Annotated in this window: 20 protein-coding genes, 1 tRNA gene and 1 pseudogene; 17 read left to right on the top strand and 5 right to left on the bottom strand. The window is 60.2% G+C overall.

The annotated features are described in order from the left end of the window. The first annotated feature begins 77 nt into the window (after positions 1-77). The 7 genes from SC318_RS09810 (at position 78) to SC318_RS09840 (ending at position 10,267) form a co-directional block, all read left to right on the top strand. Positions 78-419: an FKBP-type peptidyl-prolyl cis-trans isomerase gene (locus SC318_RS09810; RefSeq protein ID WP_320431207.1), complete on the top strand. Its 342-nt coding sequence runs from the start codon at positions 78-80 to the stop codon at positions 417-419. Positions 420-430: 11 nt separating this feature from the next. Continuing rightward, a complete protein-coding gene (locus SC318_RS09815; RefSeq protein ID WP_320430605.1) occupies positions 431-1,030 on the top strand; it encodes a GNAT family N-acetyltransferase in 600 nt (199 codons plus the stop codon). Positions 1,031-1,502: 472 nt separating this feature from the next. Continuing rightward, entirely contained in the window at positions 1,503-4,208 is a 2,706-nt protein-coding gene (mgtA, locus tag SC318_RS09820) for a magnesium-translocating P-type ATPase (protein WP_320430606.1), read from the top strand. A gap of 240 nt (positions 4,209-4,448) precedes the next feature. After that, positions 4,449-5,165 (top strand): MgtC/SapB family protein, encoded by a 717-nt coding sequence (locus SC318_RS09825; RefSeq protein WP_320430607.1) that lies wholly within the window; start codon positions 4,449-4,451, stop codon positions 5,163-5,165. A 298-nt stretch (positions 5,166-5,463) separates the two neighbouring features. Continuing rightward, entirely contained in the window at positions 5,464-6,090 is a 627-nt protein-coding gene (locus SC318_RS09830; protein WP_320430608.1) for a response regulator, read from the top strand. 6 nt (positions 6,091-6,096) lie between these two features. Then, a complete protein-coding gene (locus SC318_RS09835; protein WP_320430609.1) occupies positions 6,097-9,720 on the top strand; it encodes a transporter substrate-binding domain-containing protein in 3,624 nt (1,207 codons plus the stop codon). A gap of 124 nt (positions 9,721-9,844) precedes the next feature. Beyond that, positions 9,845-10,267, top strand: coding sequence for a chemotaxis protein CheY (locus tag SC318_RS09840; RefSeq protein WP_320430610.1), 423 nt, complete (start codon positions 9,845-9,847; stop codon positions 10,265-10,267). Here SC318_RS09840 and SC318_RS09845 read toward each other — a convergent pair. Continuing rightward, positions 10,264-11,355, bottom strand: a complete 1,092-nt coding sequence (locus SC318_RS09845; protein WP_320430611.1) for a 3-deoxy-7-phosphoheptulonate synthase — start codon at positions 11,353-11,355, stop codon at positions 10,264-10,266. The two genes, SC318_RS09840 and SC318_RS09845, sit on opposite strands and share 4 nt — an antisense overlap. A gap of 334 nt (positions 11,356-11,689) precedes the next feature. Next, entirely contained in the window at positions 11,690-11,824 is a 135-nt protein-coding gene (locus SC318_RS09850) for a hypothetical protein (protein ID WP_320430612.1), read from the bottom strand. A 147-nt stretch (positions 11,825-11,971) separates the two neighbouring features. Here SC318_RS09850 and SC318_RS09855 point away from each other — a divergent pair, with 147 nt between their 5' ends. Both SC318_RS09855 and SC318_RS09860 read left to right on the top strand, forming a co-directional pair. Further along, on the top strand, positions 11,972-12,721 hold the full coding sequence (locus SC318_RS09855) for a carbon-nitrogen hydrolase family protein (protein WP_320430613.1): 750 nt from the start codon (positions 11,972-11,974) through the stop codon (positions 12,719-12,721). Beyond that, positions 12,722-13,156, top strand: a complete 435-nt coding sequence (locus tag SC318_RS09860) for a GNAT family N-acetyltransferase (protein WP_320430614.1) — start codon at positions 12,722-12,724, stop codon at positions 13,154-13,156. A 34-nt stretch (positions 13,157-13,190) separates the two neighbouring features. On the opposite strand, the gene SC318_RS09865 is transcribed toward SC318_RS09860, so the two are convergent. Beyond that, the gene (locus SC318_RS09865) at positions 13,191-13,430 is read right to left on the bottom strand and encodes a BcepMu_gp16 family phage-derived protein (protein ID WP_320430615.1); all 240 of its coding nucleotides are present in this window, start codon (positions 13,428-13,430) and stop codon (positions 13,191-13,193) included. An 82-nt stretch (positions 13,431-13,512) separates the two neighbouring features. Here SC318_RS09865 and SC318_RS09870 point away from each other — a divergent pair, with 82 nt between their 5' ends. From SC318_RS09870 to SC318_RS09900, 8 genes and pseudogenes are all read left to right on the top strand, one after another. Next, entirely contained in the window at positions 13,513-13,863 is a 351-nt protein-coding gene (locus SC318_RS09870) for a helix-turn-helix domain-containing protein (protein WP_320430616.1), read from the top strand. 166 nt (positions 13,864-14,029) lie between these two features. After that, positions 14,030-14,671: a response regulator transcription factor GacA gene (uvrY, locus tag SC318_RS09875; RefSeq protein ID WP_017530522.1), complete on the top strand. Its 642-nt coding sequence runs from the start codon at positions 14,030-14,032 to the stop codon at positions 14,669-14,671. Position 14,672: 1 nt separating this feature from the next. Then, entirely contained in the window at positions 14,673-16,496 is a 1,824-nt protein-coding gene (gene uvrC, locus SC318_RS09880) for an excinuclease ABC subunit UvrC (RefSeq protein WP_320430617.1), read from the top strand. 32 nt (positions 16,497-16,528) lie between these two features. After that, positions 16,529-17,089: a CDP-diacylglycerol--glycerol-3-phosphate 3-phosphatidyltransferase gene (pgsA, locus tag SC318_RS09885; protein ID WP_003232771.1), complete on the top strand. Its 561-nt coding sequence runs from the start codon at positions 16,529-16,531 to the stop codon at positions 17,087-17,089. A gap of 60 nt (positions 17,090-17,149) precedes the next feature. After that, positions 17,150-17,225, top strand: a tRNA-Gly gene (locus SC318_RS09890). Positions 17,226-17,591: 366 nt separating this feature from the next. Then, positions 17,592-17,791 (top strand): annotated as a pseudogene (locus SC318_RS27020) (integrase); the annotation flags it as partial. A gap of 79 nt (positions 17,792-17,870) precedes the next feature. Continuing rightward, on the top strand, positions 17,871-19,232 hold the full coding sequence (locus SC318_RS09895) for an MATE family efflux transporter (RefSeq protein WP_320430618.1): 1,362 nt from the start codon (positions 17,871-17,873) through the stop codon (positions 19,230-19,232). Positions 19,233-19,254: 22 nt separating this feature from the next. Then, complete coding sequence (locus SC318_RS09900) at positions 19,255-19,905, top strand: TetR/AcrR family transcriptional regulator (RefSeq protein ID WP_320430619.1); 651 nt, start codon at positions 19,255-19,257, stop codon at positions 19,903-19,905. 16 nt (positions 19,906-19,921) lie between these two features. On the opposite strand, the gene SC318_RS09905 is transcribed toward SC318_RS09900, so the two are convergent. Together SC318_RS09905 and SC318_RS09910 are read right to left on the bottom strand one after the other, a co-directional pair. Continuing rightward, a complete protein-coding gene (locus SC318_RS09905; protein WP_320430620.1) occupies positions 19,922-22,651 on the bottom strand; it encodes a beta-glucosidase in 2,730 nt (909 codons plus the stop codon). Next, positions 22,648-22,881, bottom strand: a complete 234-nt coding sequence (locus SC318_RS09910) for a hypothetical protein (protein ID WP_320431208.1) — start codon at positions 22,879-22,881, stop codon at positions 22,648-22,650. The genes SC318_RS09905 and SC318_RS09910 overlap by 4 nt, the downstream gene beginning before the upstream one ends. Between the last annotated feature and the right edge of the window lie 298 nt (positions 22,882-23,179).

The following is a 23,179-nucleotide window of genomic DNA, read 5'->3' on the forward strand; positions in this document are numbered from 1 at the left end:
ATCGCGTCGTCATGGCGCTTGCCAAACCTGCCCGGTTCTGGGAAAACCCCAACCTTTACGCCTTCTACGAGAACCCCATGAGCAAAGAACTGCAGATCACCGACATCCGTCTGGGCGACGGCAAAACCGTGGTCAAGGGCGCGCTGATCACTACTCAATACACCGGCACCCTGGAAGACGGCACGGTGTTCGATTCGTCCTGGGAACGGGGTAAGCCGTTTCAGTGCGTGATCGGCACCGGCCGCGTGATCAAAGGCTGGGACCAGGGCTTGATGGGCATGCAGGTCGGTGGCGTGCGCACCTTGTTCGTCCCGGCGCATCTGGCCTACGGCGAGCGCTCGATGGGGGCGCATATCAAGCCCAACAGCAATCTGCGCTTCGAGATTGAATTGCTGGAAGTGCTGACGCGGGATGATTGATGAGGTTGAACATGGACGTTGAGCTACCGATGTTGCCCAACTGCACCCTCGAAGGCATTCGGGTGGTTGAGCTGCTGAGTCGTGACGAGGCTGAGCTACAAGACTTTTTCGAGCAAGCGCCGGATTACTTCAGGGCGGTTAACGGCGAACCCGCGACCCCGACCGAGGCACGGGAAGAATTAAGCGGCCAACTGCCCGCAGGCTGGCGTTGCAGCCGGATGTACTGGCTGGGTTACCGCGATGTGCACAACCAGTTGGTCGCCGTCGTGAATATCGCTGCGGATTTGCTCGCCGTCGGTGTGTGGCAAATCGGGTTGTTGCTGGTGCACTCACGCTGGCACGGCAGCGGGCTGGCGCAGCGGCTGCACGCAGACCTTGAAGCCTGGGCTGTGGAGAAGGGCGCCCAATGGCTGCGGGTGACGGTGGTGGCGGGCAATACCAAGGCCGAGCGTTTTTGGCCCAGGCTAGGGTATGTGACGGTACGCATTCGGGAGGGCGTCGCAATGGGGCGGCAGGTGAACAGGGTATTGATTGGGGTCAAGCCTATCGCAGGCGAGAGTATTGATGCCTACCTGTCCTTGGTGGAACGGGACCGACCAGATACTCCATAGTCAGAAGTATCTGATCGACCCATCCGGGGGCCGGTAACCACGTTCCTGAACCCATCCTGAAGAAATTTCTTATTCACCCTGCGGAAACTTTCCTACGGTTTACTCTGCATAAATCGCGGCGTAAGCTTCGCGCGTTTTCATCAATAGCGGAGACCCTCAGTGGGTACTTGTTCGAGTGACAGTAGTCGGCCGGTCTTAGTAACCGGCACATACTTGGCAAGGTAACGCGCATTTTCCAGATGCCGTTGTCTCGCCAGAAAAAGCGAGAAACGGCATCCCGGCAGTCGCCATTCCTGGCGCCTGCCTGATTCCCTCTCATCGACGCTGACCAGCACCTGAGTTGCCTCGGGATGCGACGGACGCGCCTGCCGTTTGCGGCGGGCGGGCCAGGTTCGGCTGTGCCTGTTTCAAAGGTGCGGCGTGGACGGGCAGTACCTGCACGACGGTTTTTTCCTCGCGCAGGAGTAACACCATGAACCTCACGCTGCTCAAAGAGTTCTTCGCCGGTTTTCTGCGGACCCGGCATATCGCCCGGCATTTTCGGCGTCTGGCGATGCTTGAGACGGTGACCGACGCCAGTGTCAGCCGCGAAGTCCCGCCCAGCCTGGCGCAAACCCTGGTGGCGGCGGCCAACGGCAGCGCTGTGCAGTTACTGGGCGTGCTGGGCAGCCATGCCGAGGGGTTGAGTACACCGGAGGCCGACGCGTTGCGCGAGCAATACGGGCTCAATGAGGTCGAGCATGAGCAACCGCTGCCTTGGTGGGTGCACCTGTGGCACTGCTATAAAAACCCGTTCAACCTGCTGCTGACCCTGTTGGCGGTGATTTCCTGGCTGACCGAGGACATGAAGGCCGCCACGGTGATTTTCTCCATGGTGGTGCTGTCGACCTTGCTGCGCTTCTGGCAGGAGGCCAAGTCGAACAAGGCCGCCGACGCCTTGAAGGCCATGGTCAGCAACACGGCGACGGTGCTGCGCCGGGACGCGGTCAAGCGTCTTGAACTGCCGATCAAGCAACTGGTGCCAGGCGACCTGATCGTGCTGTCGGCCGGTGACATGATTCCCGCCGATTGCCGCGTACTCAGTGCCAAGGATTTGTTCGTCAGCCAGGCGGCAATGACCGGCGAATCGATGCCGGTGGAGAAGTTCGTGCAGCAGCAGGATGCCGATGCGCGCAACCCGCTGGACTTGGAAAATATCCTGTTCATGGGCACCAATGTGGTGTCCGGCGCCGCCACAGCGGTGATTCTGGCCACGGGCAATAACACCTATTTCGGTGCGTTGGCGCAGCGCGTCACCGCGACCGACCGCGCCACCACCTCGTTCCAGCATGGGGTGAACAAGGTCAGCTGGCTGCTGATCCGCTTCATGTTCGTGATGGCGCCGCTGGTGTTGTTCATCAACGGGTTTACCAAGGGTGACTGGACCGAAGCGCTGCTGTTCGCACTGTCGATTGCCGTGGGCCTTACCCCCGAAATGCTGCCGATGATCGTCACCTCGACACTGGCCAAGGGCGCGGTGTTCCTGTCGCGCAAGAAGGTCATCGTCAAGCGCCTGGACGCGATCCAGAACTTCGGCGCCATGGATGTGTTGTGCACGGACAAGACCGGCACGCTGACCCAGGACCGAATTTTCCTCGCGCGCCATGTGGATGTGTGGGGGCAGGAATCCGAGGATGTGCTGGAAATGGCCTACCTCAACAGCTACTACCAGACCGGCTTGAAAAACCTGCTGGACGTGGCGGTGCTCGAGCACGTCGAAATCCATCGTGACTTGAAAGTGGGGACCGCGTTTCAGAAGATCGATGAGATTCCGTTCGACTTCAATCGCCGCCGCATGTCGGTCGTGGTTGCCGAGCAGAACCAGCCACACCTGTTGATCTGCAAGGGCGCGGTGGAAGAGATTCTGTCGGTGTGCAGCACCGTGCGTCACGGCGAGGTCAACGAGGCGTTGACGGACGAGTTGCTGGCGCGCATTCGCCAGGTGACCGCGGCGTTCAACGAAGAAGGCTTGCGCGTAGTGGCCGTGGCCGCGCAACCGATGTCGTCGGGGCGCGACACCTACAGCCTGGCCGATGAAAACAACCTGACCCTGATCGGCTATGTGGCGTTCCTCGACCCACCCAAGGAAAGTACCGCGCCTGTGCTCAAGGCGCTCAAGGCCCATGGCGTGGCGGTCAAAGTGCTGACGGGTGACAACGAGCTGGTCACCGCGAAAATCTGCCGTGAAGTGGGCCTGGAGCAACAAGGGCTGCTGATGGGCAACGCCATCGAAGACATGACCGACGCCGAGCTGGCCTTGGCCGTGGAAACCACCAACGTGTTCGCCAAGCTCACGCCCAGCCACAAGGAGCGCATCGTGCGCCTGCTCAAGGCCAACGGGCATGTGGTCGGGTTCATGGGCGACGGCATCAACGACGCGCCGGCATTGCGTACGGCCGATATCGGTATCTCGGTGGACAGCGCGGTGGACATCGCCAAGGAAGCTGCCGACATCATCCTGTTGGAAAAGAGCCTGATGATCCTGGAGGAGGGCGTGCTGGAAGGCCGGCGCACCTTTGCCAACATGCTCAAGTACATCAAGATGACCGCAAGTTCCAACTTCGGCAACGTGTTCTCGGTGCTGGTGGCGAGTGCGTTTATTCCGTTTCTGCCCATGCTGCCGATGCACCTGCTGGTGCAGAACCTGCTGTATGATATCTCGCAGATCGCCATTCCCTTCGACAACGTCGACGAGGAGATGCTTGCCCAGCCGCAACGCTGGCAGCCGGGGGATGTGGGGCGCTTCATGCTGTTCTTCGGGCCGATCAGCTCGATCTTCGACATCACCACGTTCGCACTCATGTGGTATGTGTTCGATGCCAACACCCCGGACCACCAGACCCTGTTCCAGTCGGGCTGGTTCGTGGTGGGGCTGCTCACCCAGACGTTGATCGTGCACATGATCCGCACCCCGAAAATCCCGTTCCTGCAAAGCCGTGCGGCGTTGCCGTTGATGGTGATGACGGGTGTGATCATGGCCGTCGGCATCTTCCTGCCGATGGGGCCACTGGCGCATTACTTCAAATTGCAGGCACTGCCGTCGCTGTATTTCGTGTTCCTGCCGGTGATTCTGCTGGCGTACATGGCACTGACCCAGGCGGTGAAGGGCTACTACATCCGCAAGTTTGGCTGGCAGTAACACGTTTTATGCCGGGGCCAGGCTTGCCCTGATGACAGTTAGCCAAGCGACATGGCCCCTTGTAGGAGCGAGCTTGCTCGCGAAAAACGCGTAGGCAACGCGTTCATTCTGGATAAACGCAGGGGCCCTGAGTGCTTCGCGAGCAAGCTCGCTCCTACACAAGCATCAGGGCTTGCCGCGACGGGGCTCGCACGGATTCGTGGCATTTTCAGTTGCCGCAGCACTCATGGAGATTTTCTTATGCAGGCAATCAACAACATCAACCTCGACTCGCTGGTCGACACCGTCGTCAGCCTGACCGCGGCGTTCATTCTCGGCGGCCTGATCGGCTTCGAACGCCAGTACCGCCAGCGCACCGCCGGCTTGCGCACCAATGTGCTGGTGGCGGTTGGCGCGGCGATCTTTGTCGACATGGCCAATCGTCTGGGTGGTGCTGACGGCGCGGTGCGCGTGGTCGCGTATGTGGTGTCGGGCATCGGCTTTCTGGGCGCGGGGGTGATCATGCGCGAAGAGGGCAATGTGCGCGGGCTCAACACGGCCGCCACCCTCTGGGCATCGGCCGCGGTCGGCGCCTGCGCGGGCGCCGACCTGATCCTTGAGGCGCTGCTGGGTACGCTGTTCGTATTGGCGGCCAATACCCTGCTGCGGCCGATCGTCAATAACATCAACCGTCAGCCGTTGGACGTGGTATCGGCCGAGGTCACCAACATCCTCTATGTCATCGCACGGCGCAGCCAGCAGCAGGCGGTCATGGTGTTGCTGGAAGCTGAGCTGGCACGATGCAACTACCCGGCCAGTGACGTCGATGTACGGCCGTTCGGCAGCGACGAAGTCGAAATCGAGGCGACCCTGGCCGCGACGTCGGTCGACGGTGACGAGCTGGATGCGTTGGTGACGCGCATATCTACCTCCAGTCTGGTGGTGCAGGCGTTCTGGAGCCCAAGTACCACCGACTGACCCGCCCGCATGATCCCCGTCGAGCCAACCTGGTCAGGTTTCGTCGGGAAAAAATCCTACAAGTAGTCAGGATTATCCCTTCAATCAAAACGTCATTGCATTGCTAAGGTTGCGCACTTACCGCTGGCCGCCTGTTCTATCTGGCTGTCATTGCGCGTGATATTTCAATGCAAGGGGCCGGGCTGCTGCCGGTTATTGTCCTGAGAGCGTGCAGCACCGTTTGTCGGAACTGTCATTTCTCACAGGTACCGAGGCCCCTTTTGATATGTAAGGGTACGTTGACCGCCTAGGGGTGTGTATGAGCAAAGCATTAATCGTGGATGACCATCCGTTTATACGTGCGACGGTCAAGCATCTGCTGAAGTTGGAAGGCTTCGATGAAATTTATCAGGCAGGTGATGGGGCCGATGCGATGCAATTGGCGCGCGAGCAACGTCCCGAGTTGATCATCCTTGACCTGGCGATGCCCAAGCTGGGTGGGTTGGAAGTGATCAGTCGCATCAAGACCCTGGGCCTGCCGTGCAGGATCCTGGTACTGACCTCTTACCTGGCCGTGTTTTTTTCCACCCGTTGCATGCGGGCCGGAGCCATGGGGTTTGTGGCAAAGACCGGCGAGCTGGACGAACTGCAAAAGGCCATCAGAGCGATCCAGTCAGGCTACAGCTGTTTCCCGAGCCTGCCGACCAGCTCGGTACGCCGTGACGATCTGCAGGAGACAGAGCGGCAGATGATCGAATGCCTGTCGGACCGTGAACTGACTGTATTGCAGAAGCTGGCTCTGGGGCTGGGCAACAAGGAAATTGCTGAAGACATGCTGTTGAGCCACAAGACCATCAGCACCTACAAGACACGCCTCAAGGAGAAGTTACGTATGTGCTCGGTGGTGCACCTGTCCAAGTTTGCCCAGCGCAATCATCTGATCTGATTTGAAATGACCGCCGTCGCGTTCAAGCGGTTCGCCACGATCCTCGGGTTGAGCCTGTTGCCCATGGCCGCGATGGCCCTTGATGAGCCCACTGTGCTGCGACTGTTGGGCCACTCTCGTATTGAGCCTCCCATCGTCACGCTGCAGGAGGCCGACTGGCGCTGGCTGCGCGAACGGCGCACGTTGCTGATGGGGGTGTCCGGGCCGGATTACGCCCCCTTTGACCTGACCAATAACCGTGATGAGCTCGAAGGCATTACCGCTGATTTCGCAGCACTGGTCGGCCAGGCGCTGAATATCTCCATTGAAGTTCGCCGTTACGAAACCCGCGATGAAGTGATCGAAGCCCTCAAGCGCGGCGATGTGGATTTCCTTGGCTCGGCCAATGGCTATGAAGCCGCCGATCCGCAACTGGTGTTGTCACGCTCCTACGCCAATGACCAACCCACCCTGGTAACCCGTATTGACGATAGCCAGGCGCTGAGTGACGACTTGGCGGGCAAACGCGTGGCGATGCTCTATCACTATCTGCCGCCTGAAGCAGTACGGGCTTTTTACCCCCGCGCCCAGCTGGAGTTGTTTTCTTCGGCTTTCGAGGCTATTGGCGCTGTAGCGTTTGGCCGGGCCGATGTGTACCTGGGCGATGCCATCAGCGCCAATTACCTGATCAACCGAAACCAGCTCAATATCGTGCGCATGGCGGATTTTTCTACCCTTGAAGTCAACCCGTTTGCCTTTGCGTTCACGCGGCAGAATACCCGGCTGCCGCCGATCATCAATGCAGCGCTGGAGGCGATTCCCTCAAGTGAGCAGATGGAAATATTGCGCCGCTGGAGCAGCGGCAACCTGGGCATTGTCGGCACCGGTCGGTTGCGCCTGAGTGCCAGTGAACAACGCTGGCTCCTCAAGCATCCACGGGCCAAGGTCGCTGTACTGGATAACCTGCTGCCGCTGTCAGTCGTTGATGACCAGGGGCGATTCGAGGGGCTGAGTGCCGAGGTGCTTTCTCGTATCAGCCTGCGCACCGGATTGAAGTTCGACGTGGTGCGAGGCAGCTCGATACCGCGTCAGATCGAACAGGTCAGCGTCGGGGCGGCCGATATGCTGGCGGTGGTGACACCCAGCACCGAACGTGCCGAAAAAGTGCGGTTTACCCGGCCCTACCTGACCAACGCCCTGGTGCTGATAACCCGAGGGGACGAGCACAGTCCGGTCACGCTTGAGGATATGGTGGGAAAACGCCTGGCGATGATCGGCGGTAACGGGCTGCGCGACAAGATTGCACGGGATTTTCCCGGCATCGTGTTCATCGATGTAGAGAGCGCAGAACAGGCGATGGCGATGGTGGCCAGAGGCGAGGCGGAGGGGGCCGTCAATTCGCTGATCAGCGCGCGCTATATGATCGCCCGGTATTACCGCGACCGGTTGCGCATCACCAGCACCGTCGGCTCCGATCCAGCGCGCATCACGTTCGGGGTCAACCGCAGTCAGTTGGAGCTTTATTCGATCCTCGACAAGGCGCTGCTGAGCATCACACCCCAGGAAATGGATGAAATGATTGCCCAATGGCGCAGCGAGGTCATTATCCAAGACAGTTACTGGCTGCGGCATCGCAATCTGATCATTCAGGGGTTCGGACTGGCCGCGCTGTTGCTGATCGTCACGCTGGGCTGGGCGATCTATCTGCGCAGCCTGATTCGCAAGCGCGTTCAGGCCGAACGGGCCTTGAGCGACCAGATGCGCTTTATGAGCGTCCTTATCGACGGCACACCGCACCCGATTTACGTGCGTGACCGGCAGGGACGCTTGATGGCGTGCAACAACGCTTACCTGGACGTGTTTGGCTACAAGCTCGAAGACGTGATTGGCAAAACCGTGGTGGAAGCCGACGCCGACAACCTGCCACAGGCCCAGTCGTTTCATCAGGATTACCTGCGCTTGATGGCAGACGGCGAGCCGCAGATTCACGACCGTATCCTCAAATTGCCCACGGGCGAGGCCCTGACCATCTACCAGTGGATGCTTCCGTACCGCGACGGTGACGAGAAAGTGGTGGGCATGATTGCCGGCTGGGTGGACGTAAGCGAGCGCCAACAGTTGTTGGGTCAGTTGCAGGAAGCCAAGGACGAAGCCGACGCCGCCAACCGGGCCAAGACTACTTTTCTGGCGACCATGAGCCACGAGATCCGCACGCCGATGAACGCGGTGATCGGCATGATCGAGCTGGCCCTGAGGAATGCCGAGCAGGGCGTTGCCGATCGGGATGCCCTTGAGGTGGCGTCGGAGGCCTCGCGCGGCATGCTGGAGCTGATCGGCGATATTCTCGATATCGCGCGGATCGAATCCGGGCATCTATCGTTGGCCCTGGAGCCAGCCAATCTGTACGAGTTACTGACGTCGGTGGCGCGTGTATTCGAAGGTCTGGCGCGGGACAAGGGGTTGGTGCTGCGGGTTGAACTGGATGCTTTGGTCGACCGCATGGTGCTGGTTGATCCTCTGCGTTTCAAACAGGTGGTGTCGAATCTGCTGAGCAATGCCATCAAGTTCACCCAAAGGGGTCAGGTCGAACTCGGCGCCCATGCAGCCTGCGAAGGGGATCACGTCGGGCTGCGATTATGGGTGCAGGACACCGGAATTGGCATCAGTGCCCAGGACCAGTTGCGCCTGTTCAGCCCTTTCATCCAGGGCAACAATGGCGAGCAGTCTGCGCGCAGTGGCTCCGGCCTGGGGTTGGTGATCAGCCGCAACCTGTGCGAAATGATGGGCGGCCGGTTGCACTTGAGCAGTGTGCTGGGCCAGGGCACGCGGGTAGATGTGACGTTGGCCCTGGCCATGACGGCTGTACTGCCCCAGGATGGCGCGTCGGCGAATGCTCTGATATCTGCGGTCCACGCCCTGAGTATCCTGGTGGTGGACGACTACCCGGCCAACCGGTTGCTGCTGGCCAGGCAGCTGTCTTTCCTGGGCCACCGCATCACCACGGCCGAGGATGGGGTTCAGGGGCTCGAGCTGTGGAGGGCCGGGCAGTTCGATGGCGTCATCACCGATTGCAACATGCCGCTCAAAAATGGCTACCAGTTGGCACAGGACATCCGTGCACTTGAGCGTGAGCGCGGCCTGGCGCCTTGCCTGCTCCTGGGGTTCACCGCCAATGCCCAGCCCGAGGAAGCCGAGCGCTGTCGGCAAGCCGGGATGGACGGGTGTCTGTTCAAACCCACCGGACTGGACGATTTGCGCGTGGCGCTGGCATCGCGCTCCACCGGCACGCTGAGCGTTGAAGCAGTGGGGTTTGATCTGAGTACTCTGCTCGTGTTGGTCGGGGAGGATCATCACGAGCTTACAGAACTGTTGGTGCCGTTGCTCGACAGCCTGGAGCAGGACCGGGCGCTGTTGCCGGCGCTGCAGCACAAGGCTGATTTCGCCAGGCTTCACGACCTCGCCCATCGTGCCAAGGGCGGTGCGCGAATGGTCAAGGCGCAGGTGTTGATCGCTCGCTGTGAAGCGCTCGAGGCCGTCTGTGAAAGACAGGACCGCAACGCGCTGGATAGGGCAATCGACGGTGTGGGGGCAGCGATCATCGCTTTGCATGAGGGACTGAGCGCGCAGTGCAATCAGACGAGATCCCGATGAACGCCATTCAGAGCTTTTGGGAGAAGTCCTACATGACAGGGGAACATGCCTGATTTTGCCGGCAAGATTTGTCTGGAGAATGGGCGACGCTCACTGACGAGCGCTGCCTGCCCAGGGGTTTGCCATGCCGAACAAAGCACTGACCATCCTGATTGCCGATGATCTGCACTTGCAACGGCTGTACATCGAAAAAATGCTCAACCAGTTGGGGTATTACCGGATTGTGCCGGTGCAAACCTTCGAAGAAGTCCAGATACTCACCGACATTCCGGCCAGGCCCTTCGATGTGCTGATCATCAATGCCGGGCTGGCGGCCCATGCGAGTGGGCCCCATCCTCAGGTTCGCCATGTACTGGTCTACGACAATCTTGACCTGGGCAATTGCGCAGGCGCAATGCCGAGGGTAGCGGTACGCCTGCCGGGCGTGCCGGACAACGTCAACCTCGAACACTTCATGGGCATTATCGACCCACCCCGGGCCAGAACCGGCTTGCGGGTGTTGCCGTGGTTGAGGGCGTTGTCCCGCCAGCCGATGGCCGGAGTCTAGTCCAGCGCTGGCGCCCCGTTGCTGTGTGCACGAAGGCGCTCGGCGGCACTGCGCAGCAACTGCTCGGTGCCCGCCCAGCCCAGGCAACCATCAGTCACCGACACGCCATATTTCATTGACGAGCTCAGAGGTTGGCAACCCTCGAACAGGTGGCTTTCCAGCATCATGCCGATCAACGAGGTATCGCACTGCAAACGTTGCTCCAGCACCTCGTTGAACACCGCCGGCTGGCGCAGCGGGTCTTTTCCACTGTTGGCGTGGCTGCAATCGACCATGATGCGTGCCGCTACCTTGGACTTGGCCAGGTCTTGCTTGACTTGGGACACACTCTGCGCATCGTAGTTTGGCCCACGGTGACCGCCGCGCAGCACCAGGTGGGTGTCGGGGTTGCCCGCAGTCTGGATGATCGCCGGATGGCCCTGGCTGTCGACGCCGAAGTGGCGGTGCGGGTGCGAGGCCGAGCGCATCGCGTCACAAGCAATCGCGACGCCGCCGTCGGTCCCGTTTTTGAAGCCTACGGGCATGCCCAGACCGCTGGCCATTTCGCGGTGGATCTGTGATTCGGTGGTGCGTGCGCCAACCGCAACCCAGCTGAGCAGGTCATCGAAGTAGCCGGCGGCCATGGGTTGCAACAGCTCGGTGGCGACCGGCAGGCCCAGGCGCAGCATTTCGCGCATCAGTTCCCGCGACAGCGTCAGGCCCGCGGCCATGTCATCGCTGCCATCAAGGTGCGGATCGTAAGCAAGGCCTTTCCAGCCAATGGTGGTGCGGGGTTTTTCGACGTAGGCGCGTATGACCAGCAGCATCTGGTCGCTGACTTCCAGCGCCAACTTCTTCAGGTTGCGTGCGTATTCCATGGCCGATTGTGGATCGTGTATCGAGCATGGGCCGACAATCACCAGCAAGCGTGAGTCGTGACCATCGAGGATGGCGCGTACGGCTTGGCGGTGGTCGTGCACCTGTTCAGTGAGGAACGGGCTGAGAGGCAGTTGGTGCTTGAGCTCCAGGGCGCTTGGGAGGCGCAGGGTCAAGGCTTCATTGGCACTGTTGAGCGTTGAGACGGGCAAAGCGGCGATAGAGGCGTTCATATTCAAGCTTTCCTGGGCAAGCGGCGGGCAATTCCCGCACGCCTGGCCTACTGGGGTGTTCGACAATTGGCCGTATTGGCCAGCGTTGGCTTGCCACCAAGAGGTGACCGATCGGAGGCGGCAGGCTGTCCCGAACGGGGCTGGCTAAATCGCCATGCAGCGCACGTGTCGTAGCGGTAATAGGTGGCGTAGTTCATGTCGTGATTCCTTTAAGTGCTTGATCGAACAAAAAATGTCAGGGCCTGAAAAAACAAAACCCCCGGTCGGGGAGCCGACCGGGGGTTAGATTTCTCTGGCAGGCGACCCCTTGAGTAGTGGGCGCCGATTTCAGGTATCAGGCGCGCCAGCGGCTAAACCAATACCCAAAATAAAAGCTGACCAGTGCGCTCGAACCGTTCACACGGGTAGCCGACACCGAGCGCGAAGCGCTGGCAGCGAGGCGGACCTGAGTGTGGGTGAGTTGCAACATGGTATGGCTCCAAATGATGGGGGGAGCTTACTAGAGCTGCGCGGGTGGATTCAATCAGTAATTTCTATTGCGCCGGGGGACTTACCGCTATGGGGTGAGTATGGATATGCTGACCGCTCCATGAACAATGATTGCCAGGACGCGACCATGACTGCCTTGACCCTTGCTGCGGCGCAAAGCCTTTCCATTGCAGGCGATGTACCGGCCAATATCGCGCGACATCTGGTGTTCATGCAGGCTGCGGCCACACAGGGCGTGCAATTGCTGGTGTTTCCGGAATTGTCATTGACCGGCTATGAGCCTGCGCTGGCAGCCGACTTGGCCATTGCCCCTGAGTCGCCAGTGCTGACGCCATTACGTGAGATGGCGCGCGAGCTGCGGTTGACGGCGGTAGTGGGTATGCCTGTGCGCTTGGCGCCAAAGGCGGACGTCATGATTGCCGCCTTGGTGCTCGGGGCTGACGGCTCATTGGCGGTCTACACCAAGCAGCATCTGCATCCGGGCGAAGACGTTGCGTTTGCAGCGGGGCAGGGCGGTGCAGTGCTTGAATCAGGGAGTGAACGCATTGCGCTGGCCGTTTGCGCTGACTTTTCCCACGCCAGCCATCCGCGCCAAGCTGCGTTGGCAGGCGCCAATATCTACGCCGCCGGGGTGTTGATCAGCGAAAGTGGCTACGCAATGGACAGCGCGTTGCTTCGGCAGTGCGCAGTCGAGCATCAGCTTCTGGTAGTGATGGCAAACCACGGTGGCCCTTCGGGTGGCTGGGTGTGCGCCGGCCGCAGCGCAATATGGGCGGACGATGGCCGTTTGCTTGCGGCGGTGCCCGGCGTCGGGGAAGCGCTGGTGATTGCCCGTCGCGAGGGCGAGCGCTGGACTGGGCACGTGGTGACTGTGTAAATGGCCTTCTACCTGCGCGCTGCGACGGACCAGGACCTGCCCTTTGCGCGAGCCCTGACCCACCGGGCGATGGACCGCTATTACGTGCAAAACCGCTTGCTATGGTCCAATGACGGTTTCGACAGGGCCTGGGCGAGTCGGGAAAACTGGCTCATCTGCCATGACGACGAAGTGGCCGGTTTTATCAGCCTGAGTCGTGACAGTCACGCGCTCTACATTCGCGAGCTGCATATGCTCGAGTCCTTCCGCGGACTCGGCGCCGGCAGTTGGGTGCTGGAGCAGATGGCGCTCAAGGCGCAGGGTCTGGGCCTGTTGCGTTTGACGGTGTTCAAGGCTAATCCGGCCAAAAGCCTTTATCAGCGCAGAGGCTTCAGTGTTGTCGGTGAGGAGGACGGGTTCTGGCGGATGGAGCGCGTCTGCCACGGCTCAAGCTAAAACATGCACCGGGTTTTAATAAGCGCATACTGGCTCAGGAGCCGACTTCCTGATCGTTACTCTGGTCACTAGCCTCTGCAAGGATGATGCCCTCTTTCATGCCCAGAAGGACCGCTACCTTATGGGCCTCCCCACGCCGTCCCTTTTTGCGCCCAGCGAGCACTTGATAGGTGGTTGCCGGATCGACGCCATGTTCACGGGCGAACGCTTGAACTGACTTTCCTTGGTGTTCCAGCCAGGCCTTGGCTTGTGCGGCAGTACGGATTCCGGGCATAGTTCAAAACCGTTCAATTTCGTTTAACTAAGAGATGAGTGTGTCACCTCTTGGGGTGTGCCAAATAGGATCATACATCCAAATGAGTGGAATCGGTTCGCGTTTAAGGCAAGAAAGAGAGCGACTTGGCCTGTCGCAAAAAGTTTTTGGTGAAATCGGAGGCGTTGAAGCAAACGCACAAGGCAAATATGAAAGCGGCGGGCGCGCACCCAAAGCCGATTATCTGTCTCGCGTGGCCGAGAAAGGCGTAGACATCCTGTACGTATTGACCGGGACCGCCACGCCGATTCAGCTGGAGAATCTGAGCCAGCTTGAAGAGAAAGTGCTGGTGGATTACCGGGCGATGCTCAAGGAGGACCAGGACGCAATCCGCCGCCTGACCTCGACCCTGGCCGAGCATTCCCTTTCTCGCAATGGAAAAGCCAAGCCTTAGTCGCAGGATTCCTGACCTTCTGCCCAGCAAATCCGGCGGTCCGCTGCCCAATGGTCGCTCGCCGAGCGCTCAAACTCCACATATATGACGCTTGCGGCTAGGTCTGCACCCAGGTTTTTTGCTAAGGTGTCCGGCAACCTATAAGACCATATCGCGAGGTGTCTGCTTGATTAGGGTGCTAGTAGTCGATGACCATGATCTCGTTCGTACAGGCATTACACGAATGCTGGCTGACATCGATGGCCTGCAAGTAGTCGGCCAGGCCGAGTCGGGGGAGGAGTCGCTGATCAAGGCCCGGGAATTGAAGCCCGATGTGGTATTGATGGACGTCAAGATGCCGGGGATCGGCGGTCTGGGCGCCACTACCAAATTATTGCGCAGTCATCCGGACATCAAGGTTGTGGTGGTGACGGTGTGCGAGGAAGACCCGTTTCCTACGCGTCTGCTGCAGGCCGGTGCCGCAGGTTACCTCACCAAAGGCGCCGGCCTGGCGGAAATGGTGCAGGCCATTCGCCTGGTATTTGCCGGGCAACGCTACATCAGCCCACAGATTGCCCAGCAGTTGGCCATCAAATCCTTCCAGCCCACCAGCGACTCGCCCTTTGACGCACTGTCGGAGCGGGAAATCCAGATCGCCTTGATGATCGTCGGTTGCCAGAAGGTGCAGTCGATCTCCGACAAGCTGTGCCTGTCGCCCAAGACCGTCAACACCTACCGCTATCGCATCTTCGAGAAACTCGCCATCAGCAGTGATGTTGAATTGACCCTGCTCGCGGTGCGCCACGGCATGGTGGACGCCAGCGCCTGACATGACCACACCGTTCGATCCAAGTGCCTTTCTCTCGACCTGCAGCGGCCGCCCCGGCGTGTACCGCATGTTCGACAGCGAGGCGCGCCTGCTCTACGTGGGCAAGGCCAAGAACCTGAAAAACCGTCTGGCGAGCTATTTTCGCAAGAGTGGTCTCGCGCCGAAAACCGCGGCTCTCGTCGCGCGTATCGCCCAGGTCGAAACCACCATTACCGCCAACGAAACCGAAGCGCTGCTGCTTGAGCAGACGCTGATCAAGGAATGGCGGCCTCCCTATAACATCCTGCTGCGCGACGATAAATCCTACCCTTACGTATTTTTATCGGACGGCGATTTCCCGCGGTTGAGCATTCACCGGGGCGCGAAAAAGCAAAAGGGCAAGTATTTCGGGCCTTACCCCAGTGCTGGCGCCATTCGTGAGAGCTTGAGCCTGCTGCAGAAGACGTTTTTTGTGCGCCAGTGTGAAGACAGCTTCTACAAGAACCGTACCCGGCCGTGCCTGCAGTACCAGATCAAGCGCTGCAAGGCGCCGTGCGTGGGCCTGGTCGAGCCGGCAGAGTACGCCGAGGATGTGCGCCACTCGGTGATGTTCCTTGAGGGGCGCAGCAACGCGCTGACCGATGAACTGTCCGGGGCCATGGAGCAGGCGGCCAGTACCCTGGATTTCGAGAAGGCCGCCGAACTGCGCGACCAGATCTCACTGCTGCGCCGCGTCCAGGACCAGCAAAGCATGGAAGGCGGCACCGGCGACGTCGACGTCATCGCCGCATTCGTCAACCCGGGTGGCGCCTGCGTGCACCTGATCAGCGTGCGTGGCGGGCGGGTGCTGGGCAGCAAGAACTTCTTCCCGCAGACCGGTATCGACGAAGACGTCTCTGAGGTGATGGCCGCGTTCCTCGGCCAGTACTATGTGAGCAGCCCTGAGCGCGACCTGCCTTCCGAGCTTATCGTCAACGTGGTCCACGAAGACTTCCCGACCCTGATTGAGGCCATCCACGAACTGCGCGGCCGTGAGCTGGACATCAGCCACCGCGTCCGCGGTACCCGCGCTCGCTGGCAACAACTGGCCGTGACCAACGCCGAACAGGCCCTGGGCGCGCGGCTGGCCAATCGACAGCACGTTGCCGCGCGCTTTGAAGCCCTGGCCGAGGTCCTCAACCTGGACGAGCCGCCCCAGCGCCTGGAATGCTACGACATCAGCCACTCCAGCGGCGAAGCCACCGTGGCCTCCTGCGTGGTGTTCGGCCCTGAAGGCCCGATCAAGGCCGACTACCGGCGTTACAACATCGAAGGCGTCACCGCCGGCGATGACTACGCCGCCATGCACCAGGCCCTCACGCGGCGCTTCAGCAAGTTGAAGGACGGGGAGGGCAAGCTGCCCGATATTCTGTTGGTGGATGGCGGCAAGGGCCAGCTCTCCATGGCCCGTGACGTGCTCAACGAACTGGCCGTGCCCGACCTGATCCTGCTGGGCGTGGCCAAGGGCGCCACGCGCAAGGCCGGGTTCGAGACGTTGTACTTGAATGATGCCGCCCACGAGTTCACCTTGAAGGGCGACTCGCCGGCACTGCACCTGATCCAGCAGATTCGCGACGAAGCCCACCGCTTCGCCATTACCGGCCACCGTGCACGACGTGGCAAAACCCGTCGAACCTCAACCCTGGAAGGGGTGGCAGGGGTCGGCCCGACGCGGCGTCGCGACTTGCTTAAACATTTTGGTGGCTTGCAAGAGCTCTCCCGTGCCAGCATTGACGAAATAGCCAAAGCACCCGGTATCAGTAAAAAGCTCGCTGAATTGATTTATGCCAATCTGCACAGCGAATAGAATGCCTTCTCACCTCGTAGCCAGTTGTGCCGATGAATATCCCTAATCTGATCACCGTTCTACGCGTCCTGCTTATCCCGATTTTTATCCTGCTGTTCTATTTGCCGTATGAATGGAGCTATGCCGCGTCCAGTTCGGTATTCGCTTTCGCCGCCGCCACCGACTGGCTCGACGGCTACCTGGCGCGCCGCCTGGAGCAAAGCACCCCGTTCGGCGCGTTCCTTGACCCGGTAGCCGACAAGCTCATGGTCGCCGTGGCCCTGGTGCTGCTGGTGCAAGAGCATGGCAACCTGTGGCTGACCCTGCCGGCCGCCGTCATCATCGGCCGCGAGATCGTCGTCTCGGCCCTGCGCGAATGGATGGCCGAAATCGGCGCCCGCGCCCACGTTGCCGTGTCGAACATGGGCAAATGGAAAACCGCCGCGCAAATGCTCGCGCTGGTCATCCTGCTGGCCAACCCGTCGGACTTCTCGTTCTGGGTGCTCACCGGCTACGCCTTGCTGCTCATCGCCGCGGGCCTCACGCTGTGGTCCATGCTGCAATACCTGCGCGCCGCCTGGCCCCACTTGCGCACCACCGTTGAAAAGAAATAAAACTTTTTTGAATCAAGGGGTTGACGGGTGCCAAGGATTCTATAGAATGCGCATCACCAAGCGGGAATAGCTCAGTTGGTAGAGCACGACCTTGCCAAGGTCGGGGTCGCGAGTTCGAGTCTCGTTTCCCGCTCCAAATAGTGCGCTGCAGAGTTCCATTGAATTTTGTAAGCGATTGAAAAAAGGACCTTCGGGTCCTTTTTTCGTTCCTGCGGAAACCACTGAAATCCAGCATTATCCGGTGCGTTTAAGTCCCGATGTAAGTCCCGAATGAGAGTCTTGGATTTGGATGTGCACTGAATCAGTTTTCTGCTTGAGCAGCTTGGATAACGAGATGAGCATCTGGCCCTGACTCTGTTCAGTGGCTCGCTATTCCACTCTCGCATATGGCCGTTCGGCACGCCCGAATCAGCGGTAATGACTACACGCTAGGCGATACGGATGGGCTTGCGCTCAATGTGACGGCCCACGACGATCACCCCAGTGGCGATGCTGGACAGTCGCCAGACTGCCAGGCAAATCCCGCGATCAGATCAATCGCGATACCAAGGCTCGACGTCTTCTGTCGCTGAGCTTGGGGAATCGTGGTCAGCGCATTCCAGACTGGCAGCTGATCCATTGCGGCACACGTTGGTGCTTGCGGCCTTAGCGCGGTTTCCGGATGTGGATGCGTGGAGGCTTTATCGGACGCTCTGTGAGCCTCAAGTGCCGTACACTTCGTTAAAATCGCCGCCTCATGTCACCTCTACCTGCCCACCCGATGACGCTTACAGGGATCGCAATGCCAAGCAGCTACGCGCGTTTTACCCGCGCCAGTATCCCGCGACATGTGACGGTGATGGCCGGTTCCAGTGCCGTGAGCCTGTTCGCGGTGTTCCTGGTGGATATTCTCACGCTGGTGTACGTGTCCATGCTGCACCAGCCGGTCCTGCTGGCCGCGGTAGGCATCGCCAAAGTGTTGATCTTTTTCAACGGCGCGTTGGCCAATGGGTTGATTATCGCGGCGTCCTCGGTGCTGTCCGAGCGCATCGGCCATCGGGCGATGCAGACGGTGCCACACCTCACTGCGTGCCTGATGCTCATGGTGATAGCGGTTTCCGGGCTGTGCGCGGCTGTACAGTTGGCGCTGGTGGCCCCGATCACCCACTGGCTGGGCGCACAGGATGAGGTGTACGAGGCGGCGCGCCGTTTTATCTGGCTGACGCTGCCGTTCACGGTCGCGCAAGCGGCGATGCAAATGGCAGTGCAGATGCTCAGGAGCGCCGGCGACAGCCGCAGGGCATTCTGGGTGGTGCTCTCGGGAGCGGCGACATTGGCAGCGGCAGACCCGCTGCTGATCTTCGAGCTCGGCCTGGGGCTGGATGGCGCGGGGATCGCCTACGCGTTGTCGGCGCTGGTGTCGGCCGGGGTGGGCATCTATTGGGTTCGGCGGCACATCGGCCTGGCGACGGCTGTCAGTCTCAAGCGGCTGCGGCTGTACGGGCGTCGCATCGCACGGGTGGCCTTGCCGGCAACGGTTGCCAATATGGCGACGCCGGTCGGCGTGGCTTATCTGGTGTCGACCGTCTCGGTCTACGGCACTTCGGCCCTCGCGGCGATGGCGGTGCTGGACCGGGTCATGCAGTTTTCGTTCTGTGCCTTTTTTGCCCTGCCCAGTGCCCTGGCGCCGGTGTTGGGCCAGAACATCGGCGCCCAGCAGCCTTGGCGCGTGCAGGCGGCCATCGTGTTCACGCGGCGCCTGGTGGTTGCCTATGGTTTGGGTGTCTGGGCTGTATTGCTGGCGTCATGCGCTATGATTGCCGACTTCTATGGTCTGGAAGGCGAGGGGCGTGAACTGTTCCTCGTGTTCTGCCGAGTAGGCGCGGGCCTTTGGGTGATCATCGGCCTGGACTTCGTCGCGATCGCCGTGTTTGTGACCATGCAGCGTGCCTGGCTGGTGGCGGTCTTCGCCTGGTTGCGCGCAACCCTCGGCACGCTGCCGTTCGTGTACGTAGGCACACACTCGTTTGGCAGCAGCGGAGCAATGCCCGGCATGTTTCTGGGCAACGCGCTGATCGCGGTGATGTCGACCGTCACCGCCACGGTGGTCGCACGCAGGTTTTTGTCGGGAAGGGCCCAGCCAGGCAGTGCTGGGATAAGTTGAATGCAGCAATAATCGGATTTTTATGTCAGTTGACGAATCAGGGAACGAATCACTTGAAGGCCTGGAGCCCAAGCGCCGTCGAGCCCCCAAGGGCGAGATGCGCCGCGCTGCCTTGCTCGATGCGGCCACCGTTATCTTTGCCCGCGACGGTTATACCAGTTCATCCATGCGCGACGTGGCGGCGCTTGCCGGTATTACCACGGTCGGCCTGCTGCACCACTTCGCGAACAAGGAAGTACTGCTCAAGGCGCTGCTGGAACGCAGGGATCAGCGTGTTACCTCAAGGTTTCATGAACTGACCATCGAAATGACGCTGGAGGGGTTTCTCAAGTTCCTGCGCCAGAGCATGAGCTTCAGCATCCAGGATGCGGCCGAGTGCCAGGCGTCACTGGTGATGAACACCGAGAGTCTGTCCCAGGCGCACCCGGCATGGTCCTGGTACAAGGAGCGCTTTGACCTGACCCATCAGCATGCGCGGGGGCACCTGAACGCGTTGATCGAGGCCGGCGAGATTCGTCCAGACGTGGACGTAAAGGCCATCGCCCAGGAGATTTTCTCGATGATGGATGGTTTGCAGATTCAGTGGCTGCGAAGCCCACAGGATGTGGACGTGATGGCAGTGTTCGACGGCTACGTGCGTCGCTTGGGGAAGGACCTGCAGGCTCGTCCCTGAGCCGGCAGGTTCGAGCTTAGTAGGTCTGCGATGCGTTGACCTGCACGGCCTTGCGCAGTGGTAATGGCAGCGGGTTGCTGTCACGGGTGGTGAGGTGTTCGGGGAACAGGGTGGTCAAGGTACGATTGAGCGCCAGGTTTTCCGAGTCCGCGCCGACCAGGATCTTGAACTTACCGGCGTCCACGTCCCAGCTGTCGGTCTTGTCGACGTAGTAGGCCAGGGAGCGTGAGTCGATCGGGATGCTCACGGTCTTGCTCTCGCCAGGCTTCAAGTACACCTTGGTGAAGCCCTTGAGTTCTTTCTCCGGACGGTCGACGGCAGGTTTAACCGGTTGCACGTACAGCTGTGCCACTTCGAAGCCGGCCTTGTCGCCCGTGTTGGTCAGCGTGAACGTCACATCCACGGTCGAACCCGGCGCCATCACGTTGCTCGACAACTTCAGGTCGCTGTAGCCGAATGAGGTGTAGGACAGACCATAACCGAACGGATACAGCGGCTTGGCGTGCTTCTTGTCATAACCGCGATAGCCCAGGTACAGGCCTTCGCTGTAGGTCATTTCAGTCAGCGCGTTGTCGCCACGATAAGCCGCCGGGTCCGGATAGGAGGCGTAGCTCGGGTTGTCTTCGATCTGCTGGTCGATGGTCACCGGCAGCTTGCCCGATGGGTTGACCTTGCCGTACAGGATCTCGGCCAGGGCCTGGCCGCCTTGCTGGCCCGGGAACCAGGCTTGCAACGTGGCACCTACCTTTTTCGCCCACGGCTGCATGTTCGCGACACCGCCGCCGTGCATGACCACGATGGTGTTGGGGTTGGCCTTGGCCACTTGCTTGATCAGCTCGGCCTGTTGGTCGGGCAGTTCATAGCCATGGTCAGAGCCTTCGCCTTCGTTTTCGTAGGTTGTGCCGACAGCCACCACTACAGCATCGTAATCGGCCAGGTCCGCTGGCGGACGCAGCGACGCCCAGCTCATCTGCACGCCGGTTACACCGCCCAGCGCCGGAATGAAATTACCCTGTACACGTTGGTATTGGAGTTTCACGGTGTACGACTTGCCCGCCTTGAGCGACGCGGTCTTGCCAGATGTGGTCAGGGCATTGACCACATCCGAGGAGTACGGCACACCATCGCTCTGCAGCACCAGTTCATCGTTGACCCACAGCTTGTAAGGGCCGTCGGCGCGTACTTTGAATACGTGCGGGCCAGTAACGGTCGGCTTGATCACCGAACTGAAGCGGGCCGAGAACGCACCGGCATTCGGGCTGAAGCCGGAGACGGCGGTGGTGCCGGCATTGGTCACGTTGGTGCCGGTGGTCCAATTGAGGTTCACGCCCGGCTCTACGCGAGTCAGGGTGGGGTCGCCGGAGAAGCTGGTATTGGAGAAGTATTCAGCCTTGACCCCGGCGTTGCTCACCGCGTTTTTATCCACGGCGGGCTGGTACCACACCGAACTTTGCGGGTTAAGGCTCAGGTCGGACAGGTACGTCACCTTGGTGCTGCTCGAGGCCAGTTGCTGCAGGCCGCTCAGTTCGGTCACGTAGCTGTTGGGCGGCGAGTTGGCGGTACCGAACGGCGAGGCCGGAGCCTCGTGTGCCCAATTGCCGATCACCGCGACCTTGGCGGTTCGCGCCAGCGGCAGCAGCGGTTTGCCGGCGCTGGTGTTTTCGTTGCGCAACAGCACGATGGCTTCACGGGCCGCATTCAACGATGCGCGTTGCCCGTATTCCGGATGCTCGAGGGGCTTGGCGGTGTTGAGGTTTTCCTGGAAGTCATAGCTGACGATGCCACGCAGGTTGCGCTTGACCTTGTCGTCGATGACGTTCTGGGTCAGTTGCCCGCTCCACACATAGGGCAGCAGGTTGGCCTCGGTAAATTGCAGGCCCGACGGCATGTCGATGTCAGTACCGGCCCACGCGCCCTTGAACGCATTGTGGATGGCATTGAAGTCGCTGATCACCATGCCCTGGAAGCCCCATTCGCCCTTCAGTACGTCAGTGATCAGGTGATGGTTTTCACAGGCGTAGTCGCCATTGATCTTGTTGAAACCGCACATGATCGAAGCGACGTTGGCGTTTTTCACCATCGACTCAAAACCCGGCAGGTACAGCTCGCGCAGGGTGCGCTCATCCACCACGACGTTTAGCGCTTGGCGATTGGCTTCCTGTTCGTTGGCCAGGTAATGCTTGCCGCTGGCCTGGATGCCCTGGGCCTGGATGCCGTTGACGATAGCCGGAGCCAGCACCGCGCCAAGGAACGGGTCTTCACCGCTCACGTATTCCGCAGAACGGCCGTTGTACGGCGTGCGGTACAGGTTGACGCCGGGGGAGAGCATCTGTTGTCCACCCGAGATGCGTGTTTCGTAGGCAATCGCCAGGCCGAATTCCTTGGCGCGATTGATACTCCAAGTCGCCGCCAATGCGGACTGCGACGGGTATTGCGCGCCAAAGGTGGCGTTGTTCACGTGCACGCCCATGGAGGAGTCATAGGCAACGGTGCCCTTGATGCCCCACTTGAGCAACGAAGGGATCATGTGACCGTCGTTGACACGGGTGAAATTGATCTTTTCCGACTGGTTCATGTTGTCGAGGATAGAACTGACGCGCGCCTCAACCGCGTTACCGGTGGCGGGTGTCACGGCAGCCAGTGCCAGGTTGGCCTGGGCGATGCCGAAGGCCAGCAGGCTCAGGCCCAGGGTGTGTTTGAAGGATGACAAGACGGGCGTCCTTTGGGTGGCGCTAATAGGGGTCATGGGTGTTGTGCCTGGGAGGGCGCGTCGTCGGTGTCCACCGGCGTATCGAGCAGCGTGGAAGCACCGGCCTGGGCAGATGTGCCGAGTTGGGCGGCGCCGCTCAGCTGGTCGCGTTGCGCTTCTACGTGTGCGCGGACCTGTTGTTCCGACGTTGCGCTGGAAGCGGAGTCCGCCGCCAGGGCGTAACCGGTTGACGCGCACACAAGTGCAGCGCTTAAAACATAAAGCAGCGGTCTGGTCATCGATGAATCTCGAGTGTGGGTGAACAAGTAAAGTCGTGCGACAGGGCGAACACTGGTCGCTTGATAGAGCAGTAAGTCCTAGAGGGCGGGTAAAAAGTTCAGAGATTGAGAAAATATTATTAAACAGGGATTTATTAAATGATGGCTCTTTGCCTTTTCAGGATTTTTGCGCGATTTCGGGAGGGCGTTGATGGGTTATTTTTTGATATATTAGTTAAATATTGTTAAAAAATCTATTTAAATGGTGGTTTGTTGCTCATAGATTCTATATAAGCCTATTTTCATG

This window comes from Pseudomonas sp. MUP55 (assembly GCF_034043515.1).
Taxonomy (GTDB): Bacteria; Pseudomonadota; Gammaproteobacteria; order Pseudomonadales; family Pseudomonadaceae; genus Aquipseudomonas.

What these genes read in the sequence shown, in the direction of transcription:
- SC318_RS09810 (WP_320431207.1), top strand. Translation starts at nt 78, where the DNA reads ATGAGCAAAGAACTGCAGATCACCGACATCCGTCTGGGCGACGGCAAA.
- SC318_RS09815 (WP_320430605.1), top strand. Translation starts at nt 431, where the DNA reads ATGGACGTTGAGCTACCGATGTTGCCCAACTGCACCCTCGAAGGCATT.
- mgtA (WP_320430606.1), top strand. Translation starts at nt 1,503, where the DNA reads ATGAACCTCACGCTGCTCAAAGAGTTCTTCGCCGGTTTTCTGCGGACC.
- SC318_RS09825 (WP_320430607.1), top strand. Translation starts at nt 4,449, where the DNA reads ATGCAGGCAATCAACAACATCAACCTCGACTCGCTGGTCGACACCGTC.
- SC318_RS09830 (WP_320430608.1), top strand. Translation starts at nt 5,464, where the DNA reads ATGAGCAAAGCATTAATCGTGGATGACCATCCGTTTATACGTGCGACG.
- SC318_RS09835 (WP_320430609.1), top strand. Translation starts at nt 6,097, where the DNA reads ATGACCGCCGTCGCGTTCAAGCGGTTCGCCACGATCCTCGGGTTGAGC.
- SC318_RS09840 (WP_320430610.1), top strand. Translation starts at nt 9,845, where the DNA reads ATGCCGAACAAAGCACTGACCATCCTGATTGCCGATGATCTGCACTTG.
- SC318_RS09845 (WP_320430611.1), bottom strand. Translation starts at nt 11,355, where the DNA reads ATGAACGCCTCTATCGCCGCTTTGCCCGTCTCAACGCTCAACAGTGCC.
- SC318_RS09850 (WP_320430612.1), bottom strand. Translation starts at nt 11,824, where the DNA reads ATGTTGCAACTCACCCACACTCAGGTCCGCCTCGCTGCCAGCGCTTCG.
- SC318_RS09855 (WP_320430613.1), top strand. Translation starts at nt 11,972, where the DNA reads ATGACTGCCTTGACCCTTGCTGCGGCGCAAAGCCTTTCCATTGCAGGC.
- SC318_RS09860 (WP_320430614.1), top strand. Translation starts at nt 12,722, where the DNA reads ATGGCCTTCTACCTGCGCGCTGCGACGGACCAGGACCTGCCCTTTGCG.
- SC318_RS09865 (WP_320430615.1), bottom strand. Translation starts at nt 13,430, where the DNA reads ATGCCCGGAATCCGTACTGCCGCACAAGCCAAGGCCTGGCTGGAACAC.
- SC318_RS09870 (WP_320430616.1), top strand. Translation starts at nt 13,513, where the DNA reads ATGAGTGGAATCGGTTCGCGTTTAAGGCAAGAAAGAGAGCGACTTGGC.
- uvrC (WP_320430617.1), top strand. Translation starts at nt 14,673, where the DNA reads ATGACCACACCGTTCGATCCAAGTGCCTTTCTCTCGACCTGCAGCGGC.
- pgsA (WP_003232771.1), top strand. Translation starts at nt 16,529, where the DNA reads ATGAATATCCCTAATCTGATCACCGTTCTACGCGTCCTGCTTATCCCG.
- SC318_RS09895 (WP_320430618.1), top strand. Translation starts at nt 17,871, where the DNA reads ATGCCAAGCAGCTACGCGCGTTTTACCCGCGCCAGTATCCCGCGACAT.
- SC318_RS09900 (WP_320430619.1), top strand. Translation starts at nt 19,255, where the DNA reads ATGTCAGTTGACGAATCAGGGAACGAATCACTTGAAGGCCTGGAGCCC.
- SC318_RS09905 (WP_320430620.1), bottom strand. Translation starts at nt 22,651, where the DNA reads ATGACCCCTATTAGCGCCACCCAAAGGACGCCCGTCTTGTCATCCTTC.